At 69.4% G+C, this 23,175-nt stretch carries 21 protein-coding genes and 4 pseudogenes; 15 read left to right on the forward strand and 10 right to left on the reverse strand.

The annotated features are described in order from the left end of the window. Nucleotides 1-506: 506 nt before the first annotated feature. Nucleotides 507-939: pseudogene (locus AC07FK_RS30865) on the reverse strand (DNA glycosylase family protein); the annotation flags it as partial. A 117-nt stretch (nt 940-1,056) separates the two neighbouring features. Between AC07FK_RS30865 and AC07FK_RS30870 the strand changes: the two are divergent. Continuing rightward, nucleotides 1,057-1,797 (forward strand): annotated as a pseudogene (locus AC07FK_RS30870) (VOC family protein). A gap of 96 nt (nt 1,798-1,893) precedes the next feature. Here the strand turns inward: AC07FK_RS30870 and AC07FK_RS30875 are convergent. Continuing rightward, on the reverse strand, nt 1,894-2,595 hold the full coding sequence (locus AC07FK_RS30875) for a TetR/AcrR family transcriptional regulator (protein ID WP_479108232.1): 702 nt from the start codon (nt 2,593-2,595) through the stop codon (nt 1,894-1,896). Nucleotides 2,596-2,713: 118 nt separating this feature from the next. On the opposite strand from AC07FK_RS30875, the gene AC07FK_RS30880 reads away from it, so the two are divergent. The 4 genes and pseudogenes from AC07FK_RS30880 to AC07FK_RS30895 form a co-directional block, all read left to right on the forward strand. Then, the gene (locus AC07FK_RS30880; RefSeq protein ID WP_479108233.1) at nt 2,714-3,925 is read left to right on the forward strand and encodes a saccharopine dehydrogenase family protein; all 1,212 of its coding nucleotides are present in this window, start codon (nt 2,714-2,716) and stop codon (nt 3,923-3,925) included. A gap of 348 nt (nt 3,926-4,273) precedes the next feature. Then, nucleotides 4,274-4,546 carry a DUF3253 domain-containing protein gene (locus AC07FK_RS30885; protein WP_479108234.1) on the forward strand — a complete coding sequence of 91 codons (273 nt, stop codon included), beginning with the start codon at nt 4,274-4,276 and terminating at the stop codon, nt 4,544-4,546. Between the two features lie 472 nt (nt 4,547-5,018). Further along, nucleotides 5,019-5,165: a hypothetical protein gene (locus AC07FK_RS30890; protein ID WP_479108235.1), complete on the forward strand. Its 147-nt coding sequence runs from the start codon at nt 5,019-5,021 to the stop codon at nt 5,163-5,165. Nucleotides 5,166-5,716: 551 nt separating this feature from the next. Next, nucleotides 5,717-5,896, forward strand: a pseudogene (locus AC07FK_RS30895) (GlsB/YeaQ/YmgE family stress response membrane protein); the annotation flags it as partial. Nucleotides 5,897-6,275: 379 nt separating this feature from the next. On the opposite strand, the gene AC07FK_RS30900 reads toward AC07FK_RS30895, so the two are convergent. Together AC07FK_RS30900 and AC07FK_RS30905 are read right to left on the reverse strand one after the other, a co-directional pair. Continuing rightward, nucleotides 6,276-6,446 carry a hypothetical protein gene (locus AC07FK_RS30900; protein ID WP_479108236.1) on the reverse strand — a complete coding sequence of 57 codons (171 nt, stop codon included), beginning with the start codon at nt 6,444-6,446 and terminating at the stop codon, nt 6,276-6,278. A 318-nt stretch (nt 6,447-6,764) separates the two neighbouring features. Continuing rightward, nucleotides 6,765-7,250 carry an Lrp/AsnC family transcriptional regulator gene (locus AC07FK_RS30905; protein ID WP_479108237.1) on the reverse strand — a complete coding sequence of 162 codons (486 nt, stop codon included), beginning with the start codon at nt 7,248-7,250 and terminating at the stop codon, nt 6,765-6,767. Nucleotides 7,251-7,387: 137 nt separating this feature from the next. Here AC07FK_RS30905 and AC07FK_RS30910 point away from each other — a divergent pair, with 137 nt between their 5' ends. Then, nucleotides 7,388-8,362, forward strand: coding sequence for a DMT family transporter (locus tag AC07FK_RS30910; RefSeq protein WP_479108238.1), 975 nt, complete (start codon nt 7,388-7,390; stop codon nt 8,360-8,362). Further along, nucleotides 8,355-9,578 carry an amino acid aminotransferase gene (locus AC07FK_RS30915; RefSeq protein WP_479108239.1) on the forward strand — a complete coding sequence of 408 codons (1,224 nt, stop codon included), beginning with the start codon at nt 8,355-8,357 and terminating at the stop codon, nt 9,576-9,578. Before AC07FK_RS30910 ends, AC07FK_RS30915 begins: the two co-directional genes overlap by 8 nt. 36 nt (nt 9,579-9,614) lie before the next feature. Here the strand turns inward: AC07FK_RS30915 and AC07FK_RS30920 are convergent, their stop codons facing one another. Further along, nucleotides 9,615-10,262 (reverse strand): helicase associated domain-containing protein, encoded by a 648-nt coding sequence (locus AC07FK_RS30920; protein WP_479108240.1) that lies wholly within the window; start codon nt 10,260-10,262, stop codon nt 9,615-9,617. Between the two features lie 239 nt (nt 10,263-10,501). Continuing rightward, on the reverse strand, nt 10,502-11,074 hold the full coding sequence (locus AC07FK_RS30925) for a GNAT family N-acetyltransferase (RefSeq protein WP_479108241.1): 573 nt from the start codon (nt 11,072-11,074) through the stop codon (nt 10,502-10,504). Between the two features lie 178 nt (nt 11,075-11,252). On the opposite strand from AC07FK_RS30925, the gene AC07FK_RS30930 reads away from it, so the two are divergent. Next, entirely contained in the window at nt 11,253-11,495 is a 243-nt protein-coding gene (locus tag AC07FK_RS30930) for a hypothetical protein (RefSeq protein WP_479108242.1), read from the forward strand. Nucleotides 11,496-11,555: 60 nt separating this feature from the next. Here AC07FK_RS30930 and AC07FK_RS30935 read toward each other — a convergent pair whose 3' ends face one another. Then, the gene (locus AC07FK_RS30935; protein WP_479108243.1) at nt 11,556-11,945 is read right to left on the reverse strand and encodes a VOC family protein; all 390 of its coding nucleotides are present in this window, start codon (nt 11,943-11,945) and stop codon (nt 11,556-11,558) included. A gap of 91 nt (nt 11,946-12,036) precedes the next feature. On the opposite strand from AC07FK_RS30935, the gene AC07FK_RS30940 reads away from it, so the two are divergent. Together AC07FK_RS30940 and AC07FK_RS30945 are read left to right on the forward strand one after the other, a co-directional pair. Further along, nucleotides 12,037-12,798 (forward strand): TetR/AcrR family transcriptional regulator, encoded by a 762-nt coding sequence (locus AC07FK_RS30940; RefSeq protein WP_479108244.1) that lies wholly within the window; start codon nt 12,037-12,039, stop codon nt 12,796-12,798. A gap of 716 nt (nt 12,799-13,514) precedes the next feature. Then, nucleotides 13,515-13,820 carry a hypothetical protein gene (locus AC07FK_RS30945; RefSeq protein ID WP_479108245.1) on the forward strand — a complete coding sequence of 102 codons (306 nt, stop codon included), beginning with the start codon at nt 13,515-13,517 and terminating at the stop codon, nt 13,818-13,820. Between the two features lie 461 nt (nt 13,821-14,281). Here AC07FK_RS30945 and AC07FK_RS30950 read toward each other — a convergent pair whose 3' ends face one another. Next, on the reverse strand, nt 14,282-14,698 hold the full coding sequence (locus AC07FK_RS30950) for a VOC family protein (protein WP_479108246.1): 417 nt from the start codon (nt 14,696-14,698) through the stop codon (nt 14,282-14,284). 184 nt (nt 14,699-14,882) lie between these two features. Next, entirely contained in the window at nt 14,883-15,356 is a 474-nt protein-coding gene (locus tag AC07FK_RS30955; protein WP_479108247.1) for a carboxymuconolactone decarboxylase family protein, read from the reverse strand. Between the two features lie 45 nt (nt 15,357-15,401). Here AC07FK_RS30955 and pdxR point away from each other — a divergent pair, with 45 nt between their 5' ends. Continuing rightward, nucleotides 15,402-16,850 carry a MocR-like pyridoxine biosynthesis transcription factor PdxR gene (pdxR, locus tag AC07FK_RS30960; protein ID WP_479108248.1) on the forward strand — a complete coding sequence of 483 codons (1,449 nt, stop codon included), beginning with the start codon at nt 15,402-15,404 and terminating at the stop codon, nt 16,848-16,850. Nucleotides 16,851-16,972: 122 nt separating this feature from the next. Here pdxR and AC07FK_RS30965 read toward each other — a convergent pair whose 3' ends face one another. Continuing rightward, on the reverse strand, nt 16,973-18,433 hold the full coding sequence (locus tag AC07FK_RS30965; protein WP_479108249.1) for an MFS transporter: 1,461 nt from the start codon (nt 18,431-18,433) through the stop codon (nt 16,973-16,975). A 1,597-nt stretch (nt 18,434-20,030) separates the two neighbouring features. Between AC07FK_RS30965 and AC07FK_RS30970 the strand changes: the two genes are divergently transcribed. The 4 genes and pseudogenes from AC07FK_RS30970 to AC07FK_RS30985 all read left to right on the forward strand — a co-directional run bounded on the left by AC07FK_RS30970 (nt 20,031) and on the right by AC07FK_RS30985 (nt 23,051). Then, entirely contained in the window at nt 20,031-20,474 is a 444-nt protein-coding gene (locus tag AC07FK_RS30970) for a MarR family winged helix-turn-helix transcriptional regulator (protein ID WP_479108250.1), read from the forward strand. Then, nucleotides 20,471-21,754, forward strand: a complete 1,284-nt coding sequence (locus AC07FK_RS30975) for an MFS transporter (RefSeq protein ID WP_479108252.1) — start codon at nt 20,471-20,473, stop codon at nt 21,752-21,754. The genes AC07FK_RS30970 and AC07FK_RS30975 overlap by 4 nt, the downstream gene beginning before the upstream one ends. A 289-nt stretch (nt 21,755-22,043) precedes the next feature. Then, nucleotides 22,044-22,670 (forward strand): annotated as a pseudogene (locus tag AC07FK_RS30980) (IS630 family transposase); the annotation flags it as partial. Between the two features lie 78 nt (nt 22,671-22,748). After that, nucleotides 22,749-23,051, forward strand: coding sequence for a hypothetical protein (locus AC07FK_RS30985; protein WP_479108253.1), 303 nt, complete (start codon nt 22,749-22,751; stop codon nt 23,049-23,051). The last annotated feature ends 124 nt before the right edge of the window (nt 23,052-23,175 follow it).

Consider the following 23,175-nt stretch of genomic DNA (forward strand, 5'->3'; position numbering starts at 1 on the left):
GCCTCAAGGTGGCGATGTCATCCCGTGTACCGGGATCGGCATGCGCTGTTCCCGTGGACGGTACCGATCAGTAGCGGTGGCGTCGATCTCCGACCGGCGGGAGTTACGTCACGCCGGTCGGAGATCGACGCCATACCGAGCTTCCGGCCGAGGGCACGGCCACGCAATTCAAAGCATGACCGCCTTCCCCCAGCGGGACAGGATGCCCGTCCTCTTCGCGGGCCTGCGTTCTCCGCCGACGGCGTCACCAAGGACGAGAACCCCAGCTGCTTCGCCACTCCGACCCTGGCGTCGGGCTACGGGGCTGCCGACTGGTCGAAGAAACCCCGCTTCCGCTCCAAGCCCTCAGCCTCACCCGAAGCACCATGGTTCTCACAGACGTGCATGGCGCCTGCGCCTGAGCGCGCATCTCTCGCCACGATCAAACGGGGTCGCCGTCAGCCTGCCTGTCGGCCCCCGCTCTAACCATGAACACGCAGCTGCACGTTCATGGAGCCGGGTGCCTTTCACAGGCGCGTGATGTGTCCAAGGGGTGCTCGGGGTCGCGCCGGGAGGGAATGCCTCCGCTGAGGAGGATTGAGGAGGATGAGCCGGGCTGCCCGGTGGCGTTGCTCGGCATAGGGCGCGAGGAGCTCCAGCATGCCTGCGTCGCCAGGCCGCGGCGGCCGGTGAGGGCGCAGCCGACGTATCCGGGCAGGTGCAGGTCGCCAAGGGTGAGGGCGTCAGGTGGGCCGTTGGAGCGCTGTAGCACCTCCGCGGCGGTCCACGGTCCGATCCCGGGCACCAGCTGAATGCGCCGCATGGCGTCGGGCAGGTCTATGCCGGCGGCCTCTTCCAGCGCGATGCGCAGCGGCAGGCCCGCACGATTGCCGAGGCGCGTTTGTCTTCTACGCCCGCCCGATGCCACTCCCAGGAGGGGATCCCCGCCCACTCCTTGGGTGTGGACTGCTGGACGGACCGGCGCTCACGGCATGCCTGGCGGATCGGGGGCTGACCGGCTCCGGGCGGGTCCAGGAGAAACTGGCGGAGGAAGCGGCCGAGGCGGAGCAGCGCCGGATGCGCTGGGTGCGGGCCGCGCCGGACGGTCTCGCGGCCTTTCTCCGCTGGGAGAAGACCGAGGACTCCTCCGCCGGCATCACGCTGCTGCCCAGTGACGACACCGGCTTCCGGCTCCGCTTCCTCCCGACCCAGGAAAGGAAGAGGGGCCAGAACCACATGCATTTCGATCTGACGAGCACGTCCCTGGACGACCAGAAGCAAGTGGTGGAGAGGGCGCTCGCACTCGGCGCCCGGCACATCGTCATCGGCCGACGCCCGGAGGATGGGCATGTGGTGCTCGCCGACCCGGAGGGCAACGAGTTCTGTGTCATCGAGCCGGGCAACCGCTTCCTGGCCGAGTGCGGATTCGTCGGGGCGCTGGCGGGCGACGGTTCCCAGGAGGCCGGGTACTTCTGAAGCCGAGCGCTGGGCTGGCCGTTGGTCTGGGACCGGGACCAGGAGACGGCGATCCGCTCACCGCACGGCGGCCCGAAGGCGACGTGGGGTGGTCCACCCCTGATGCCGAAGACGGGGAAGGAACGACTGCACTTCGACCTCGCTCCGCCGGCCGGCGGTGACCAGCAGGCGGAGGTCGACCGGCTGGCCTCTCTCGGGGCGACGCGCATCGACATCGGCCAAGGGGACGTCGACCGGGTGGTGATGGCCGACCCGGACGGTCACGAGTTCTGTGTGCTGACTCCCGATAGGCGTGGTCTTCGGCGGTGGGTGGTTCGTCGTAGCGAGAGCCGAGTCGCCTGATGCCTTCCTCGCGAGCGACGACCCCGGCGGCGTCGCTGGGGGAGCCGCCGGGAACGGCATGGGGCCGGCGGTGGCGAAAGTGCCTGACCCGCCGGCTCAGCCGGCTTCGAGCCGTGCCGTCGCGCTGTCGAGCAGCATCTCCAGGGCGGTGGGGTAGGCACTGTCGTTCATGCGCGCCACCAACAGGGGCGCTGTGGCCGCGATGTTGGGGTGGGTCTCGGGGGACAGCCGGGCGTAGGTGGCGCCCCAGACTTCCTCGTCGGCCGCACGTGCCGATGCGGGGAGAGCGAGGCTGGCGGCGTCGAGAGCGGCGAAGGCGAGGGTCTGGTCGATGAACGCCTGGTAGATGCGTACCGCGTCGGGATCGGGAAAGCCGGCGGAGCGCAGAATGCCGAGGACGGACTCGTCGGTGGCGATCTCGTTGACCCGGCCACTGACGCGGCTGGCCGTGAGGACGGCCGCTTCCGGGTGGTTGAGGTAGGCGGTGTGGATGCGCAGTCCGACCTCGCGCAGGTCGGCGCGCCAGTCGCCGGTGGCCCGCCACCCCCGCATGGCGCGCCCGATCAATTCGTCGGCGATGGCCAGAGTCAGGTCGTCCGTGCCGCGGAAGTAGCGGTACAGGGTACTGGGATCGGCACCGAGCGCCACACCGAGGCGCCGCACCGTCAGCCCTTCCCGGCCGTGCTCGTGCAGCATGCGCAGCGCGGTCTCCACGATCAGCTGCTCGGTGAGGACGACGCCCCGCTTGGTCGGTTTCCTGCGTCGCCGGTCTGTCTCCCGCACCACTTTCTTCGCCATGGCGACTCCCTGTCTCGTCTCGGCCCCACCTTATGCCAACGCAGTTGACGCTCTTTGGGGCGGGCCCGTTCCATGAGCCGTCCAGGGCTTCGGCCTCCCCGTGGGAAGGCACCTTTACATGCGAGTACTGCTTGTGGGCGCGGGCGGCGTGGGCACCGCAATAACCAGAATCGCCGCCCGCCGCTCCTTCTTCGACCACATGGTCGTCGCCGACTACGACGTCTCCCGGGCCGAATCCGCTGTGGCCGCACTGCCCGGTGGCGGGCAACGGTTCAGCGCGGCGCGCATCGACGCCTCGGACCAGGAGGCGGTCGCCGACCTGCTGCGGCAGGAGCGGTGCGATGTGCTGCTCAACGCGACCGACCCGCGGTTCGTGATGCCGCTGTTCGAGGCCGCGCTGGCGGCCGGCGCGCACTACCTGGACATGGCGATGTCACTGTCCTCACCCCACCCCGATCGACCGTACGAGGAATGCTGGACCAAGCTCGGCGACGGACAGTTCGACCGCGCCGCCGAGTGGGAGAAGGCCGGCCTGCTCGCGCTCGTCGGCGTCGGCGTGGAGCCCGGTCTCTCGGACGTCTTCGCACGTTACGCTGCCGAGGAACTCTTCGACGAGATCGAGGAGATCGGGGTTCGTGACGGCGCGAACCTGACGGTCGACGGTTATGACTTCGCTCCGTCGTTCTCCATCTGGACGACGATCGAGGAGTGCTTGAACCCGCCGGTGGTCTGGGAGAAGGACCGCGGCTGGTTCACGACCGCTCCCTTCAGCGAGCCGGAGGCCTTCGACTTCCCCGAGGGCATCGGGCCGGTCGAATGTGTCAACGTCGAACACGAAGAGGTGCTGCTGATCCCGCGCTGGGTGGACGCCAAGCGGGTCACCTTCAAGTACGGACTGGGTGACGAGTTCATCGAGACCTTGAAGACACTGCACAAGCTGGGGCTGGACCGCACCGAGAAGGTGACCCTGCCCGGCGGCGCCGAGGTCTCCCCGCGTGATGTCGTCGCGGCCTGCCTGCCCGACCCGGCAACCCTCGGTGACCGTATGCGCGGGAAGACGTGCGCGGGCACCTGGGTGAAGGGAACCAAGGGCGGCCGTGCGCGCGAGGTGTACCTGTACCACGTCGTCGACAACGAGTGGTCGATGACCGAATACGGCTCGCAGGCCGTGGTCTGGCAGACCGCCATCAATCCGGTCGTCGCCCTGGAACTTCTGGCGAACGGCAGCTGGGCCGGCACCGGCGTCCTCGGCCCCGAAGCCTTCGCGCCCGGCCCCTACCTGGACCTGCTCACCGCGTACGGCTCCCCGTGGGGCATGCGCGACCAGTAGCCCGTCAACGCCCCGGCCGCACGGGCCGGGGCGCCCGGGCTGTCTTGAGCCTCTCCTGGGCAATCCTGCTCGGCTTAGGACACGCAGCACCGGCTACGCCCAGCTCCCGAGCGAAAGAAATGACTGCGGACCGCGCTCGGTGGCCCGTCGAGTCCCGTGGGATCGGGAAGCTTGATCCGGACGTTCCAGTCGGCACCTCCTGCGGGCATAGATGAGCCCCGGCCCCACCGCGCCCCACGAGCGGGCCGTCCGCGCGTCGCCAGCAGGCGCATCTGCGCAGGTACCGCCCCGGAGGCAATGATGGCGGCCGATGTCCTGGTGTCCGTCCGTGGTGGCGATACTGAAGGAGTGACGGACATCGACCGGCAGATGGACCGGCGCCTGGAACGAGCCATCGTTGAGCTGCTGCAGCGTCGCGGCCCGTCCGCGACGATCTGTCCCTCCGAGGCCGCGCGGGCGGTGTACGCGGGGGGCGACGACGGTTGGCGGGCGCTCATGGAACCGGCCCGTCGCGCGGCCCGGCGGCTGGTCGCAGCCGGAGAGGTCGAAATCACCCAAGGCGGCCACCCCGTCGAGCCGGCCGAGGCCCGTGGTCCGATCCGTATCCGTCGCGCTCAGTGACGCACCCGCACTGGTCGACGGACATCAGGCCACGTTTCACGGCACCCGTCCTTCCCGGGCCTTCATGGAGCGTCCTGTAACTGTCCGCGGCATAGTCGCGCCGGCGGGCGCCGAGGTCGGCTTGCCAGCGGGGTGACCTGGTCGTATCGGCGACGTACCGAGCGCCGGACGAGGCGTCGTACTCCGGTCACGGGTACGGCTGACCCGAGCGACACCGGGTACGTACGCCCCGCCAGGGGTGACCCGGCCGCAGCCCGCTGCGCTTGCCCACAGTTCAAGGTCTCGTGCTGCAGCGCCCCGCCCGGGACTGCGAAACCCCTCTCCTGAGGCTCCGAAGCCGTCATAGGCCCCGCGTGTGGAGGACACTAGGCGTATGGCCCTATCGAATACGCATGATTGCTCGGCTTGCTCGAACGGAGCCGCCCCGGGTGAAGTTCTTCACGAAGACCTCGTCGTCGGAGCGCCTCTGTCCATGGACGACCTCACCGACGCGCAGCGCCTGGACCGGTTCGCCCTCAAGTACGCCCACGACAGTTGCCAGGTCAGAGAGGTCAGGCGAGTTCCGCACAACGGTTTGAGCGGGTACGCCTGGTCCGTCCGTTTCACAGAGAGTTCGTGACGAGTGGATCACCGGGCAGCTCAGGGAAGGTGCCGGAGAGGATGAGCCCCGGCCCATTGGACAGCCTGGGCTTTGCGTAGCGGATGATGTTGCTGCGGTCCGACCGCGCGTGGCGGGGCTCTCCCCTGTAGCTTGTGCCAGCTGCTGGAGCCTGGCTTGCGCGCTTCCGTTTCGGCCGCGACACATTGTGCGCCGCTACGGAGCGCCTGCTGACGACGTCGCGATCGAACGCGTCGAGCTCTGAGCACGCGTGCCACACTCGGACCGCAGTGACGTCGGCGGTTCGATTCCGTCCGTGCCCACCAGTGCAGAGGCCCCATCGCGCTTCGGCGTGCAGGTCGATCAGAGTCTGGCGGATCTGCGACAGGCCCGCCCGTACGCTATGGCGGCTCGCTGCTACGTGACGGTCGCCCCCTCCGTCTGGAGGTCGAAGTCGATCGTGACCGTCAGGTGCTTTGGGGGGCTTCTGGGCCGCTCGGGTCCCTTCGGGTGATGTGCGGACCGTCAGTATCGAGCGCATCACCAACGGGTGACCGAGGAACCCAGAAACCCTCATCGGCATCGCGGGCGGCTTGCTCGGCGGCTGGCTCGGCAAGGTCATCTTCGGCGTCGACTCCATCGACGGCTTCTTCGACCTCTCCACCTGGATCGCCGCCATCATCGGATCCCTCATCCTCTCCGTCCTCTACCGTCTGATCACCGGCAACAAGCGCCACCACAGTCGCGCCTGAGCGACAAAGTCCCACCCGGAACGGCTCCGCCTCTCCGAGGCGGAGCCGTTCCGCAGTCGCTATCACCAAGGCGTGCGAGCCGCGGCGCTTCCCCTGAGAGTGGGAAGTGCGGCCTCGGCGCGGATTCGCTGCTGCCGCTCGGGAGTGCCGGGCCTTCGCCTGGATCCACGACACATCACCGAGGCGGACCGCGCCTGGGTGGAGGAACACCACGACGGTCCCGCCCTGCGTACCGAGCCGGCCCCCGATGCGTCCTGGCCCTTGACGAGTTCGCCGCACTGGCCGCCTGGGGCGGCTCCGTAGGGTCAACAATCAACCGTGGCGCAGTTCCGCCCCACGTGCTGAGTCCCCAAGCGGCGCCTGCGGCTCGCGCAGACGCTCAGGCGACGGCGGGGCGTACCGACCTGAAGTCGACGGCCCTGTCCGCCTCCCGGAGGACCGCCTCGGAGACCCGGCGCACCTCGGTCGGCACGTCTCCGCGTTCCAGGACGAGGCGCGCGTAGATCGGAGCATCACTCGGTGCCAGTCCGGCGCCGTCCTGCTGGTGCACTGCCGTGCCTTTCCCCCGGGTGACGAAACGGTCAGCTCAAGTCACGCGGGACTGGCCACGAAGAGGCCGGTCGACCGCGTACCCGAGGGCCCAACTGCCGGGCGCGACCGCCTCGGCGTAAGGGTCGATCACGCCTTCGTCGCCACCCTGTGCGGCGTTTTCCAGCCACTTCACCAGCGGGCCGCCATCAAGGGCGACATGGCGTTCGTGCTCGCCGATGCCGGCGACTCGAACCCGGCCCGCACATGGAGGAGTGGAGGAGGGAAGTCCGGCGGACGGGCTCCGGTCGCTCGCGGGGAAGGCCGGGACCGGGCCGCGTCAGGCCGGCCAGGGGGAGGGGCGCGGCGGCGCGGGACGGGGATAGATCCGGGACTGCTTGACGCTGCCGAAGGCGAAACTGGACTGGATCGAGGCGATGCCCGGGATGGCGTGGATCCTGTCCCGGACGAGGCGCTCGTACGCTTCGAGGCTCTCGGTGACGATGCGGAGCAGGTAGTCGCTGTCGCCGGTCATGAGGTAGCAGTCCTGGATGTGCTCGATCCGCCCTACGTGCTCCTCGAAAGTGCCGACCATGTCGGACGTGTGCCGTTCGAGGCGGATGTTCACGAAGACGGTGATCGGAAGGCCGAACGACAGCTGGTCCACGATCGCGGTGTAGCCCCGGATGAGACCCGCATCCTCGAGCCGCCGGACGCGGCGCAGGCACGGCGACGGCGACAGCCGGACGCGGTCGGCCAGCTCCTGGTTCGAGAGCCGCCCGTCGGCCTGCAATTCGCGAATGATCTGTAGGTCTACGGCGTCCATCGGGCACTCCTTGGCAGATTCTGCCCCCAGGCTAGGAATCCGAGGTGCAAATAGCAATCGTCTGCCCCGCCACCTGCCATAACGTTGCGGAGGCCGGAATCGCCGCGCCGCCCACCATGCCCGCCGGAGGAACCTCCTTGAGTACGACCGAGCGCGCCCCCGCGGCTCCACCTGCCCCCGTGGATTCACCGGCCGCCGGGAGCCCGAGCGGCAGGCGTCCGGGCGAGGTCGCGGGGATGGCGGCGCTGCTGCTGACGGTGGCCATCTGGGCCGGGTTCGCCCTCAGCGCCCGGGCCCTCAGCACGTCGACGCTCGAACCGGCGGATGCCGCGCTGCTGCGGTTCGGCGTGCCCCTGGTGGTCCTGGCGCCGGCGCTGTGGCGCCGCCGAAGGCGTTTCACCTCCGTCGGCCGATGGACAGCACTCAAAATCATCGGCGGCGCCGGAGTGCCCTTCTTCCTCGCCGCGATGTACGGCGGCTCGCTCACCTCGACGGCCTTCGTGGGGGCGATCGTGCCCGGCATGGTCCCGCTCTTCGTGTCGGTGCTCATGATGACCACCGGGCGCGGCGTCCCGAAGCGGATGCAGGCGGCAGGGCTCTGCCTGATCGCCACGGGAGTCGTCGCTCTCCTCTCGCCGTATGTCGTCGCGGTCGACGCGGACGTCCTGTTCGGATCCGGCATGCTGCTTGTGGCCAGCGGGCTGTGGGCGCTGTACACCGTCGGGCTGCGCGAGGTGGACCTCGATCCCATCGGGTCGATCGGGCTGCTGTGCGCGCCCTCGTTCGTAGTGGTGGCCCTGCTTGTCCTGACCGGCGTACTCCCCACCAACCTCGCCGCGGCGACCTGGCCCGATCTGACGTTCTTCCTGCTGATGCAGGGCGTGGGCGTCGGCCTCTGCGCAGGCCTGCTCTACGCCTTCGCCATCCGGCGCCTGGGCGCCGAGCGCAGCGCCGTCGTGGGCAGTCTCAGTCCTGTCGTCGCGACTCTGCTGGCCATTCCGCTCTTGGACGAGCCGCTGACTGTGGCCGTGCTCTTCGGCGTACCACTCATCACCCTCGGCGTCGTCCTCGCTAATACCCGTTCTCGTCCCAAGGTGCTCCCCGATGCTTGAGCTGCTCAGCCCTCCTCCCACCGACCCGCTGTTCGCCCTGGTCGCCGAACTCGGCGCCGTTGCCCGCCCCGAGCGGCTGGACCTCCTGGTCGGCGTCTACCGGGACCAGACCGGGACCACACCGGTGATGGCCGCGGTCCGCGAGGCCGAACTGCGGCTGGCGGAGCGGGGCGAATCCAAGGAGTACCGGGGTCTGTCGGGCAACCGGGCGTTCAACCGCGCGATGACTTCCACCGTGCTGGGCACCGACGACCTCATATCCAGGGCGACGGCGGTACAGACCGTCGCCGGTACGGGGGCACTCAACCTGCTCGCCGAGTTCGTCCACCGGACCGCTCCCGGTGCGACCGTCTGGATCAGCGACCCGTCGTACGTCAACCACCGGCCGATCCTGGAATCCGCCGGCCTGTCCGTGCGCACGTACCGCTACCTCGACGCCGACGGCCGGCCGGACCAAGCCGGTCTACTGCGCGACCTGGGCGAGGCCCGGCGCAACGACGTCGTCCTGATCCAGGGCTGCTGCCACAACCCCACGGGCGTCGACCTGTCGGCCGAAGCCTGGGACGCGCTGGCCGGCCTCGCCGCTCACCACGGCTGGGTGCCCTTCATCGACCTCGCGTACCACGGACTCGGCGACGGTCTGGAGGCGGATCTGCAACCCACCCGCACGATGGCCTCGCGGGTCGAGGAGATGCTCATCGCCGTGAGCTGCTCGAAGAACTTCGGCCTCTACAGCGAGCGGACCGGCTGCGCGATCGTTCTCGGGCCTTCCCAGCAGGCGCTGCGGCATGTGGAGTCGACATTGCAGAACGTTGCCCGGGTGCTTTACTCGATGCCGCCCGAGCACGGCGCCGCCGTCGTCACCACGATTCTCGACGATCCGGGCCTGTACTCGACCTGGCGCACCGAACTCGATGCCATGCGCACCCGCATCAACGCCAACCGGTCCGACCTCGTGGCCCACCTCGACTCGCTCGGGTGCGAACGGCCGGCGCGGATCGTCGCGCAGCAGAAGGGCATGTTCTCGATGCTGCCGCTGACCTCGCAGCACATGCGCCGCCTGCGGGAGGAGTTCGCGGTCTACGGCACGGGATCGGGTCGTATCAACATCGCCGGCATGTCCGCCCACCGCATCCCGTACCTCGCGAGCAGCATCGCCACAGTCCTGGCCACTCCCGCCCGATCCGCCCCGGACCCGCACCTCGCGCACCACTAGGCTCATTCACCCGTTCCGTCGAACGCCGGTCACGTCTCATCTGGCATCGAACATGGACCCTCGTTCAGCCGGCCCCAGTCGCGGGCTTGGCGCGCTGTCCAGCGGCCGATGTCCTCGCCGCGACAGGTCACCCCCCGGCTGGACGTCCTGCAGCGCGTTCCCGGCCTGCAGGAGCGCGGCCAGGCCCACGTAGTGGCGCTGCCAGTCGACGGTCCACCCCAACTGTCCGGGGTTCCAGTCGGGGTCGATCCCGACGAGCTGCTCGCTGCGCCGGGCTGCGCGGCCGGGGTCTTTGCCGAGCCCGCCGGGACGCCGAAGATTGGCCAGCCATTGCCCTACCGGCCGGTCCAACGCCGTCGCGTGGCGGGGGGCGGCCAGGGCACCGGCCTCGGCGTAGTACGCGCGGGCCGCGGCGAGGTTCTCCTCGAACGCCGCGTCGGCGGTGTCCCAGATCATGCCGAGCTCTTCCAGCTCGGCAGCCCGCGTGGCGGGCATGGTCTCGGTCCGGAACGCTCGCCTCTGGTCGCTCAGCCACCGGCCCAGGGGGTAGGCGCCTTCCTGGTGTGCGTAGGGCACATCAAGACTGTCTTCCTGGTCGTGGTAGCGGCGGGCGGCGTCGTATCCATGCGTCCAGTCCTGGCGCTCGGTGTCGAGGATCTGGAACTTGACCCACTTGGCGACCATCACGGGGTCCCTGGGCGCGGCGAAGCGGAGCAGCACCCGCTGTCAGGCCCCGCCTTCAAGCACGTAGGTCCACCGGCCGTCCAGCCCCCACTGGTACCCAGGCCAGCGGAAGCATCCACTACTGGATGCTCCTGCGGTCCGGATGGTTGGGATCGGTGGGGCAAAGGAAGACGTTGAGCTCGTCGGAGCGGCCCAGTGACCTTGGTGGGGGCGGACCGAAGGGCGGGCAGGTTTCGGTACTAGCGGCTGGCGGTCGGCGTGGCCGTCGGGTGCCATTCGTGGCGGAGGAGGCCGAAGACCCAGGAGTCGGAGACGTCGCCGTTGACGACGCAGTCCTCGCGGAGGGTGCCTTCGCGGACGAAGCCGAGTTTCTCCAGGACCCGGGCGGATGCCACGTTGCGGGTGTCGGTCTCGGCCTGGACGCGGTTCAGGTCCAGGGTGTCGAACGCCCATCGCAGGACGGCGTGCGTGGTCTCCGTGGCGTAGCCGTGGCCCCATGCGGCGGCGTCGAAGACGTAGCCCAGGGACGCGCTGCGGAATGCCGGGTTCCAGCTGGTCAGGCCGCACCAGCCGATGAACGCGCCGTCGCAGACGCGGTCGACGGCCACCCGCGCTCCCGTGCCTTCCTCCTCGATCGTCCGGCAGGTCGCGATGAAGTGCTGGGCGCGGGCCGGTTCGGTCCACGGCGGGGAGTCCCAGTAGCGCAGCACGTGGGCGCTGCTGTGCAGCGCGTAGAGCGACTCCGCGTCGGCGTCGGTGAACGGCCGCAGTCGCAGACGGGCGGTGTGCATCTCGGGGGTGGGCAAGCTCATGCGGAGCATCCTGCCGCGTCACGCTCGCCCCCGACCATCCGTTTATCCGGACGGTCGGGGGCGCGTACGTCCGCGGTGACGCCGGACGCGCCGGACGGGCGGTGAGTCCGCACTACCGTGCCGGCATGGCGAGCAAACGGCGGCCGTACTGGCGCACCCTCGGGCGCCGATCAGCCTCGTGCTGTACCGGACTCCGGACGGGTGGAGGTACGCCGTCCACTTCACCGGGCCGGCCGGCATCGCCGACGGCGCGCTCGCCGGTCTTCCGCCCTCGTCCGAGCCGGACATCGCGCAGGCGGCCCTGGCTCAGAAGGCGGAGGAACTCACCCACCGCCGGCTCGGCTCCTCTGGCACGCACCCGCTCGAACGGACTGGTGGACCGGCACGGTCACCGTCGCAGGGCCGCTTCCACCTGCCCTGAAGCCGGCGCACCGATGCGGTCGGAGCACTAGACCGGGTACGGGGGGCGCCGTCGGTTGTTTCAGCGGCTGGTGGGTGCGTTCCAGTCGACCAGTTGGACGATGACGCCGTTGGGGTCGCGGACCTGGAAGGCGCGCTCGCCCCACTCCTCGTCGGTCAGCGGCATGGTGATCGCGACGCCTTCGGAGCGCAGGCGCGCCAGCTCGCCTTCGAGGTCCTCGACGACGAAGGCGAGGATCAGACCTGCGGCGTGCTCGTCGCGCTGGTCCGCCGGGAGGCTGTCCAGCCCTCGCCGCAAAAAGATGACGTTCATGCCGACGTCGTCGCGCGTCAGGGACGCGAAGCCGTCGGCTGCCATCTCCTCGCGGAACCCGAAGTGCTCGATGAGGAAGGCGCTGGACGCGGGGACATCGTCGACATTGAGCGACACGGCACTAGAGGTGATCTTCATGAAAAGTCCTCCGAGAGATCGGCGCTGAGCATATTCTCTGTACGACGTACAATGTACATTGTACAGAGTTCGGATGCGAGAGGATGACTCCGTGCCAACGGAACGAACCAGCTCGGGCGACCCGGCCCACACCTTGCAACTGCTGTGGCGCGGCTCCTCCCCTGACCGACGTCGGGGGCCGCGAAGGGGGCTGAGCGTCGACGCGGTGGTCGAGGCCGCCACCGCCGTCGCCGACGTCGAAGGCCTGGACGCGGTGACCATGCGCCGGGTGGCCAAGGAACTCGGCGTCGTGCCGATGACGCTGTACACCTACGTCCCCGGCAAGGCCGAGCTCCTCGACCTCATGCTCGACGCCGCCTACGCCCGCATGCCCCGCACCGACACCACCGGACAGCCCTGGCGCCAACGCGTCACCGCCATCGCCGAGGAGAACAAAGACCTCTTCGAACGCCACCCATGGGCCGCGGCCGTCTCCACCGTCAGGCCTCCGCTGGGGCCGGGGCAGATGTCGAAGTACGAGCACGAACTGTCCGGGCTCGACGGCCTCGGCCTCAGCGACGTCGAGATGGATGATTGCCTGACCCACCTGCTCACCTTCGTGCAGGCATGCGCCCGTGCTGTCGCCGACGCCCGCGCCGCACAGCACGACAGCGCCCTGAACGACCAACAATGGTGGGAGCTGAACGCCCCGCTCCTCGCCCGGGTCCTCGACGAGAACGCCTATCCCACTGCCGTCCGCGTCGGAGCAGCCGCAGGCGCCGCACACAACAGTGCCTACGATCCCGCCCACGCCTACGCCTTCGGCCTGCAACGCGTCCTCGATGCCTTCGCCGCCCTGATCGACCGAAGCTGAGACGCCAAGACATCGACTTCATCGCACGGGCACGACGCCATCGCGCCTGAGCCGGCCCAGTGAGCCGCAGCGCTACCTGCCCGGAGCGCGCTTGGTACAAGATCAGACGCCGCGACACCACCGAGGCGATCCTCGATGGCGCGCAGGTGGCCGAGGCTGTCGTAGCGGCCCGGGATCGAGGATCTGGGGTGGGCCAGGCTGCCGGTGATGGCGCCGACCGGAGCCGCCGCTTGTGCCGCTGCCGTCGGAGCCTGCGTCGTCGCTGCGCGTGGACACCGCCGCGCAGGACGTGCCTGGGTTCGGTGAGGGAACGGCAGCCGCCGTGAGGTGAAGGGCGTTGAGGCCTGGCTGTGCAGCAGCGGTTGATTCCGGCCCCGTCGTGAACTAGAGGTGGGGTGCAGCCCGTGCCGATATGCGTGTGTGGGTGAGTGCCGCGGTGCCCGTCCTGGGCAGGGGGCGGCGTGGCGCCGGGGTGTGAGCAAGAAGGGCGCTTTGTGGCGTTTCCCCAGTCGGTCACCATCACCGGTGGACGGGCCCGCCGGCTGCCGTCCCCGTGCCGGGGCCGCCGTCCTCGGCACGGGCCAAAGCCGACCAGGAGCGGTCGATGCGGCCGCTGAAGGCGATCGACGAAGCCAGCGACGCCGCTCCGGGGGAGGTGACGGAGTTCGAGCGGATCGTCCACCCCCGGCGGTGACGGGCCCCGCTTGGTGCCGCCCATGCCCGAACGCACCCCGCAGGCCCTGCGCCTGGCCATCCAGGAACACGCCCCGCACCTGCTGCCCGACTTCAAGGCGCACTGGCGCCGCGCGATCGCTGACGCCTTCAACCTCACCCCGGTACCGGCCTTCATACGCCTGTGGTGGACCCAGTACGCCATCGCCCGCGATCCCAACCTGGAAGGACACCTGCGCGACCTCGAAGCCCGAGCCGCGAAGTCCGAGGACGCCCAGGAGTCCGCCGCCCTCCTGGCCGAGTACAGCCGGCTGCGCCGCCAGGCGTCCGCCGTGGAGCCCGGCCGGTGAGCGATGAGCTCCCACGCCCGCCCTGGAAGATGGACTGGACGGCAGAGGCGCTCCATGACTTCGAGACCATGCCCGAGGACGGGAAGCGGCTGTTCGTAGCGGCCCGGGCCGAGCTGATCACAGCATCGAATCCGTACTACCGGGGCATCGACGCCGACGGTCCCTGCCGCACTGGCTCACCGTCCGCCCACTGGCCTCGACCAGCCCGGGCGGCCCGCACATCGCCGACCTCGCAGGCGGCCGCGGCTGGCTCATCTTCACCTTCATCCGCCGTCACGCCGATCCCCAGATCACCGTCACCGACGCGTTCTGGGCCTGACCGGGAACGCACGGCCGAGCACGTCGCGCGTGGTGCCCGCAGAAGAGCTCCGACTGCGGATGGAATGGGCAGCAGCGCCGGCGGAACTGCAGCAGCGCTGCAGCCGACCGGCGAGCGCCGGTTCACTCGCAGCCTGTGGTCGTCAAGCGGGCTGGGGTGCAGGAGGCGGGTTCACGCCGAAGACCCAGGGCGCGAGGACGACGACCCACCCGTCCGGGTCTGCGAAGCAGACGCATCCGCGATCTGGCCAGTACGGATTCGCTGCCCGCACCGGGCGGTGTCCGGCAGCGGCGAGTCGTGAGGTCGCGGCAGCCACCGCTTCCGGACCCGGCATGTAAAGCACGAGCTGGTTCTCCGGGTGGGGCTCAGGGATGACCGGCGGGCTGCCGTGCTGGGTGATTTCCAGGTGCACAGGCGCGCCCGGCAGCCCGATCAGGACGCCGTCGTATCCCTCGTGGCCGTCGTCACCGCGCCAGCGGGCGAGGATGGGCAGGCCCAGAGCATCCTCGTAGAAGGCGACAACCTCCTGGTAGCGAGCTGTCGGCCGCGCGAAGCGCACGGAGCCAACCGGAAGGTGATGAGGCCATTGGTCAGTCACGGTGAGGTCGCCCTTTCAGGGATCGCAAGGGGAAGGAGCCGGAGAAGACGAATCCTTCCACCTCTTCCGCCGGGCAAGGGTCGCCACGTTCCGGCCACGCCCGCCTGTGGGGTTCGCCGGCCGGAGCCGTATCGCAGGTGCCGACTCAGCGTCGGACCTCGGTGCCCGGGGCCTTGGCCGTCGTGATGGCAATGCGGTTCCAGGTGTTGATCGTCAGGATGACCGCGATGAGCTGGGCCAGTTCCGCGTCCTCGAAGTGCTCGGCCGCACGGCGATAGACGCCGTCCGGGACTCCGTCGGCGATCCGTGTGACGGCTTCCGTCAGGGCCAGCGCCGCCTGCTCCTTGGCTGTGAAAGAGTGCGTCGCGTCCTTCCACACGTGCACCATGTGGAGGCGATCCTCGCTCTCGCCGGCCTTGCGCGCGTCGGAGGTGTGCATGTGGAGGCAGTACGCGCAGCCGTTGAGTTGTGATGCGCGGATCTGGACCAGTTCGACCAGCGCGGGGCCCAGGCCCTTGCGGGCGACGGCGTCGAGACCGATGAGCGCTGTGAACGCTTGGGGCGCGCTCGCGGCGAAGTCGACGCGGGAGGGGCGGGCGGCTGCCGTGCTGTTCATCATGGGTTTAGCCTAGGCATCCAATGACCAACAGATAGGTGCAGTTGAGTGCTTGAATCCCGGGTCAATTCCGCCCCTGTGGCCGGCACCGACTTGCATCTTGAACTGCCGCCCTCCGGCCCTCGCCGTGCTGCTGTGGCGTCAGCACTGCGAGAGGCGGTTCGTACGGGGCGGCTCGCACCGGGCACTGTGCTGCCACCGTACCGTTCGCTCGCCGTCGACTTGGGGGTGGCCCGCAACACCGTTGCGGACGCGTACGGCGAACTTGTCGCCGAAGGATGGCTGACCGCCCGGCAGGGATCCGGTACCCGGGTGGCCGAGCGGGTCTCCGCCAAGGCACACCGGGTCCCGAAGAAGGCCCCCGGCCACGACACGGGCCCCGGCACCGTCCACAACCTCCGCCAGGGGCAGCCCGACGCCACATCCTTCCCTCGCGCCGCGTGGGCCGCGGCCGTCCGCCGTGCGCTTGCCGCCGCACCGCACGACGCCTTCGGTCCCCCTGACCCGCAGGGGCGTCCGGAGCTCAGGCGCGCGTTGGCCGAGTACCTGGGCCGGGTGCGCGGGGTGTGCGCCGTACCGGAGCAGATCGTCGTCTGTGCGGGGTTCTCGCACGGGCTGCGGCTTCTCTTCGGGGGCGGTGTGCTGAGCGGACCGCTGGCGGTCGAGCCGTACAGCCTTCCGTTTCATCGCGGCATTCTGGCCGATGTCGACGTGCGCACCATCTCGTTGGGACTGGACGAGAACGGTGCCCGGACCGACCAGCTGGGCACACACCCTGGAACGTCGTCACGGCACGGGGCTCGTGCCGTGTTGCTCACCCCGGCCCATCAGTTCCCGACCGGCGGCCCGCTGCACGCGACGCGCCGTGCCGCTGCCGTCGACTGGGCTCGGGCCCGGGACGGGGTCGTGCTGGAGGACGACTACGACGGAGAGTTCCGCTACGACCGTGAACCTGTGGGCGCCGTACAGGGACTGGACCCCGCCCACGTCGTCTACATGGGCTCGGTCAGCAAGAGCCTGTCCCCGGCGATCCGGCTCGGATGGATGGTCCTGCCACCGCACATGGTTGACAGCGTTCTCACAGCCAAGGGGCTGCGCGAGGCATGGACCGGTGTCACCGACCAGTTGGCGCTCGCGGAGTTCATCGAATCCGGGCAGTACGACAAGCACATCAGGCGCATGCGCCAGCGCTATCGTATGCGCCGCAAAGAGCTGGTCACGGCACTGGCGGAGCACGCCCCGCACATCGCGGTGACCGGAGTCGCAGCCGGGCTGCATGCCGTCCTGCGCCTGCCGCCGGGCACCGAAACGTCCAGTGTGAAGGCGGCCACGTGGCTGGGTGTTGCGCTCGACGGGCTCGGGATGTTCCGCCACCCCGACAGCCCGGACCCCCACCAGGACGGTCTGGTCGTCGGCTACGCCACGCCCCCCGACCATCGCTACCGAGCCGCACTCCACACGCTGTGCCGAGCCCTGCCGCCTCAGCCCGACGTCTGAGCCGTTGCCGTCACTCCGTGGGCGCGGGTCGGCGCACCTACAGTGAAGTGCCGCTCCGGAATGGGGCGGCACTTCACTGTGGAGCCGCGCCGGTCATCCATACGTGCCGGCCGCGCTCCCGATCAGACGCGCGCGGCCGCGTGGCCGCCGTCCGCCCGTGTTTCGTGCCCGGTTACCGGCTTCGTGGGCGAGGTGCGCAATCCGAGTGCGACCAGCGCGGTCAGCGCGATGCCCGCCGCCGCGACGAGCACCGCTGTGCGCAACCCAGCGGCCGTCGCCGTGCGCAGCGCTTCGCCGTCGAGGCCGTCCAGACCCGCGTTGGCGAGTGCCACCAACAGCGCCAGGCCGACGGCGCCGCCCACCTGCTGGCTGGTGGACGCGACGCCCGAGGCGATGCCCTGGTCCTCGGCGGCCACCCCGAGGGTGGTCGCGCCGAACATCAGGGTGTAGCCGGCGCCTTGGCCGACGCCAAGCACGAGGAGACCGGGAACCAGCGATGCGTACGAGGCGTTCGTCGACATGGTCGCCCCAAGGGTCACCGCGCCGGCACAACCCACTACCAGCGAGGCGACCATCACCGGCCCGATCCCGTACCGGGTGGCCAGGTGACCCGCGCTCTGTGACCCGACCACGATGGCGGCCATCGGCACTAGAAACGCCAGCCCGGTGTCCAGCGCGTCGTAGCCGTGGACGCCCTGGAAGTAGACGGTCAAGAAGTACAGCAGTGTGCCGAAGGTCCCCATGTACAGGAATGTGACGACCGTGCCCACGGTGAGATTACGGTTGGTGAACAGGCGCAGTGGCAACAGCGGGTCGGCCGACCGGTGTTCGACCACGACGAACGCGGCGAGCAGGATCCCTCCCGTGGCGGCGGCGATCAGCACTTGTGGCGACAGCCATCCGGACTCCGGCCCCTGTACCAGGGCGAACACCACGGCCGTCACGCCGGTCGTCGACGACAGGGCTCCCCGGACGTCCACCGGACGCCGCTCCCTGCGAGTCCTGTCCGGTGCGATCAGCACGAAAGCGAGCAGGGCGGCGGCGCCGGCAAGGGGCACGTTGACGAAGAACACCGACTGCCAACCCAACCCATTCGTCAACACACCGCCCAGCAGCGAGCCGAGAATCAATCCGCTGCCGCCCGCGGTGCCCCACACGGCGAACGCCCTGTTGCGCTCGCGCCCCTCGGGGAAGCCGACGGACACCAACATGAGCGTCGCCGGGAACAGGAGTGCGCCGCCGACGCCCTGGATGGCCCGGGCGGTGACGAGCACGGCGGGCGATGCCGCCAGGCCACCGAGCAGCGAGGAAACCGCGTACATACCGAGCCCGGCAGCGAACACCCGCCGCGGCCCGAACATATCGCTGGCCCGCCCGCCGAGCAGGAGCAAACCGCCGAAAGCGACGGCGTACGCGCTGACCACCCATTGAAGGTGGTGAGCCGAGAAGCCAAGGCCCGAGCCGATCTCGGGCAAAGCGACGTAGACGATGTTGTAGTCGATCGAGATGATCAGTTGAGCGAACGCAAGTAGCGCGAGGGTCGCTCCCGGGCGACGTCGCGGCACTTCGGATGTGATGGTCATGGCAAGAAGGGCTTTCTGAGGAAGACGCCGGGGGAAGGGAGAGGTGCCGGCCGGGCCGCTGCTTGGACGGGCGGCCGGGCCTGGTTGTCACCGCTCGACCATGAATCTACGGCGCTCAAAGACCCATGCGCGGGGTTCATTCGGGAGCACAATTCATGGGTCAATTACGGCCATGACGCGCACTCATGCTGCCAACGCCCGCCTTCTGTGTTCAGCCGGGCGTTGTCCTGCCTGCAGCGTCGGAGGTGGCCGCCGCTCATCCGCACGGCGCAATTGCAAGCGGCAGTCAGCCCGGCCGGTAAGCCGCCCCAGGTACCGATGGGTCGCAGTCAGGCGGAAGGCAAGCGGGCATCTGGGCCGGCCCCAGATGGCCTTCCAACCGCCCAAGCGAACCGTTCCCATAACGGCCATTGGCCGTGGCCGCCCGGACCAGCCCCTGGCGGTGCGCCCGGCCGATCTCTTGAGCAGTCTCGTCTCCGCGTTGTGCTGAACCGCTTTTCGCTCGGATCAGTGGCAGGGTGGAGGAGTGCCGGCGGTAGCCCCCGGCCGCTGGAGTGCGGATCCACCTCCGTGCCCGCACTCTGTCCAATCTCCCTTCCTCCCGCCTGAGGGGAGGCCGGGTGAACCGCCTGTCTGCTGTGGTCCACTGACGCGTCGCGGTGAAGCGTTCTGCGCCGCGGCCCGCCCAGAGACGGGCGCCACGTCGGCTGCCGGAGGGCGCTTCAACCGGACACGACGTGCCCCCGGCGTCTGCCCGCCCCGTGTACGTCCGCATCCCTTCCGTGGCGGGCGGCCAAGGCGACACCACATCGTGCCGTTCGCCTGTGCGCGGTGTCAGGACAACGCCCGCAGGGCGTGCCGGTCGAGGGTGCTGGGAAGTCCTGCATCGGTCCACCCCGGCCCCGGTGCCTCCGCCCGTGCTTGCGCTGTGGCGGCCGCGCAGGCGTTGATGGGCTGCGCGAGGGAGTTGCCCTGCTCAGAGGCGTTGCTGACGGCGTCGACCGGGACTTGTGCGGCAAGGATCTCCGCGCGACCCAGACTCTCTGGGCGACCTGAGCGTCGGCAATGTCGACCTCGTAGGCGTAGTGCCGGATGTGGGTGGGGGAGTACCACTCGTAGCTCACGCTTTCACCCGGCAGGATCACCTCCCAGCCGGTGGCCCCCTGCTCTGCAAGTGCCTCTTCTGCTGCCGTGGCGGTGGTCTGGCGGACCCAGTGGGTGGCCCCACCCAGGTTGGGATCCCGCAGAGGCCCGGCGATCTGGCGCTCACCCCTCAGCAGGAGCACCCTGCCGTAAACGGGGTCCGTGCTGGCGGACGAATGCATGCAGCTCCCGGCTGAGGCTCGGCACATGCCACGGTGCGGTGAGGATCGGCGACCACAAGTGGGCACCCCACCGAGCTCTCCGCCGCTCGACGGCGGCGCGCGGCGAGGGGCGTGGAGTACGTCGCCAGGCTATGCCGCGGATCGGGCCCCTGCACGTATGGGCCCTTCGCTGGCACCACTCAATTAATCACGTGCCGCATTTATTGCAGCGCTGTTATATTAGCGCTGTGACACCTTCGGATCCCACTGCGTTACCCGACCCCTGGCACTCCATGCACGAGCTGCTGGCAGCCATGGATGCCGAAATCGAGCAGTTCTACGTCGAGCGTGGAATCGAGGGGGTACGACCTCGATTCGCCTATCCACTGATCCGACTCGCCCACACCGGACCGCTGACCATTCGAGAGCTTGCGAAGTCCCTGGGCCGCTCGCACTCCGCGATCAGCCAAACCATCGCCGCCATGCGGAAGGAGGATCTCGTCACTTCCCAGCCGGGGCCTGACGCCCGAACCCGGCGAATCGACCTGACCGAGCGCGGCCGATCTTTGGTGCCGTTCCTGGAGGCGGAGTGGCGCGCTACCCATCGGACGGTCGCCGAGCTCGACAGTGAGCTCCCGTACGCGATAACCACCGTTGTCGAGGACGTGCGGCGGGCATTGGGACGCCGGTCGATGCGGCAGCGAATCCTTAACCACCTTGTCGAGCCGCCGCGATGAGGGGGCGTGTCCGTGTCCGGTTCCTCGACACCCGCCCACTGCGGAACAGTCAGCCGTTTCGCGACCTCTGGATCGGTACCTCCGCCTCTCAACTCGGTGGACAGATAGCCACCGTGGCGGTTCTGGCCCAGGTTTGGGACCTGACCGGCAGCCCGGTGGGTACCGGTGTCATCGGGCTCGCTACGGGCCTGCCGATGGTGTTGTTCGGGCTGCTCGGCGGGACGTTGGCCGACACCTTTGACCGTCGTGCGGTGGTGCGGGCCACGACTGCGGGCCAACTGCTGGCCGCCGCAGGGCTGTGTGCCCAGGCCCTGGCGGACAGCCGCAGCGTGTTCCTGTTGCTCGCCCTGGTGGCCGTGGGGACGAGCTGCAGCGCTCTCGGCGCTCCTGCCCGGCGCACCTTCCCCGTCCGGTTGTTGCCAAGCGATCGGGTCGCAGCCGGCCTTGCGCTGCTGAACGTCTCCTTTCAGGCAGCGATGCTGGCTGGACCCGCGATGGCCGGGCTGATCATCGCCAGCTGGGGACTCCCGGTCGCTTACGCCGCCCAGGCCGTGGCCACGGTAGTTTCGGCGCTCTCGTTGATTCGCCTGCCTGCCCTGCAGCCAGAAGGTGCCGACGCGGCTGGCGGCAGGCGCCGACCAGAGCGTGGCGGTTGGCGGATTCTGCGCCGCCCGACGCTATGGGGCTCGATGGCCACCGACGTTTCCGCAACGCTCCTCGCCATGCCCATCGCGCTCTTTCCTCTTGTCAACGAGATCCGCTTCGGCGGGAACCCGCAGACCCTCGGCCTATTCCTCTCGGCCGTCGCGGTCGGTGGAATCACGGCCGGCCTGCTCTCCGGCACGGTCACACGGTGGCGCCGCAGCGGCTTGGTACAGCTCTCGGCATCCGTCGTCTGGGGCCTGGCGCTGGCCTGCTTCGGCTTGGCAGGGCCGCTGTGGCTGGCGCTCGCCTGTCTAGCCCTTGCGGGCGCTGCCGACACCGTGTCTGTCGTCACCCGCGGCGCCCTGGTTCAGTTGGAGACCCCAGACGCGTATCGCGGGCGGGTTTCCTCGGTAGAGCACGTCATCGGTGTCGCGGGCCCTGAACTCGGCAACTTCCGCGGCGGCGTGTTGGCTTCGGCCACCTCCGCCTCCTTCTCGCTCGTCTTCGGTGGACTGTCCGCCATCCTTGCGATCGCCGCCGTGGCCGCGACCAACGCCCCTCTTCGCGCCTACCGCACGCCGCCTCCTGCCGCGAAGTCGACTGCCCCTGAAGTCGCGGAAGCGGCGGCTGGATAGGGGTTCTGATTTCACGCCCGGCGAGGGATCGTCAGCAGCGCAGGGCTCTGACACCCTCTTGCCGGGGTCATTCCTCGTCGGCGGTGTCCGGAATCGCGCGGCGGTCTCAGTCCCCAGGCAGCTCAAGGAGTTGGACGGAGTTCCAACCGAGCATGTTGACGTGACGGCGGTGCACACGTGTCACGGCGCCCAGATCTAGTGGCCCTGGGTCGTTACTGACTTCGGCTCGTTGGGGTGAATCGTTGAGAAGTCCCCGATGGGCGTGGGTGGTTGGCTGTATCCGTGGTGTGTGAGATATGCGGATGGGGGCGGGCTGACTCCTACGGGACGTCGGCGTCGGGAGTCGGTACGGATGCAGGCGGCTGAACTGTTCGAGCAGGAGATCAAGCCGTCGGAGGCCGCACAGCGGCTGCGGGTGAGCGTGAAGTCGGCGTATCAGTGGCACCAGTTGTGGCGGGAGGGCGGTGTTCAGGCTTTGGCCTCCCGCGGTCCGAGCGGGTCGCGGTGCCGCCTGTCCCTGCGGTCCCTGGAGAAGCTGGCCGTGTATCTGGAGCAGGGTCCGGCTGCGCATGGCTGGGTGGAGGACCAGGTGTGGACCGCGTCGAGGGTGGCCACACTGATCGGCCGCAAGTTCCACGTCACCTACAGCGTCTCGGGCGCCACACGGTTGATGCACCGGCTCGGCTTCAGCCCGCAGGTGCCCGCCCGGCGGGTCGCCGAGCGCGACGAGCAGGCCGTGAGCGCGTGGCGGGAGGCGACCTGGGCGGAGGTAAAAGGACCCGGGCGGCCTGCGGGGGGCTACGTCTGCTTCGAGGACGAAGCCGGGTTCCCCCGCAGGCCGCCCCGGGGACGTACCTGGGGCCGACGCGGGATCACCCCGGTCGTGGCCGTCAGCGGACGACGCTCGGGACGGCTGTGTAACGGGCTGGTGACGGTGGGGTTGCGGAACGGCTGTCAGACGGTGCCGGAGGCGGGGTGAAACGTTAAGCCGCGCATGGAGGCATTCGGAAACGATCCCGTCCCGGTGAACGTCGCCTCGCTGCCGGGCGCGTACTGGCTGTACGCACCACCGCGCGCAGACGGCGACTGCGTCTGGTGCGCCGGGCTGTGGCAGGACAGTGCCCCAGGCACGCACGGAAGGGCGGCCGGGGAGTCCGCCGTGTCGAACAGCACATCTGAGTCTGCTGCCCCTCTGCCCCTCGTGGACGACTGGGTGGCGGGACTGGCGCGCATGGTGATGCTGTCGGTGGCCGTGTGCACAGTCGTTTCAGCGATGCTCGCGGTAGCCCTGGTATGAGTCGGTGGCGCGGCGAGTGGGTCCCTGGGCCGGCATTGCTGCGTAAGCGCCGGCCATCGTCGGGCAGCGGCGTTTGGCCGACGCCGATCGCTGTACCGACGTCCCCGGCGTCCTGGCACAGGCG

It is taken from the genome of Streptomyces sp. NPDC046122 (assembly GCF_056429965.1).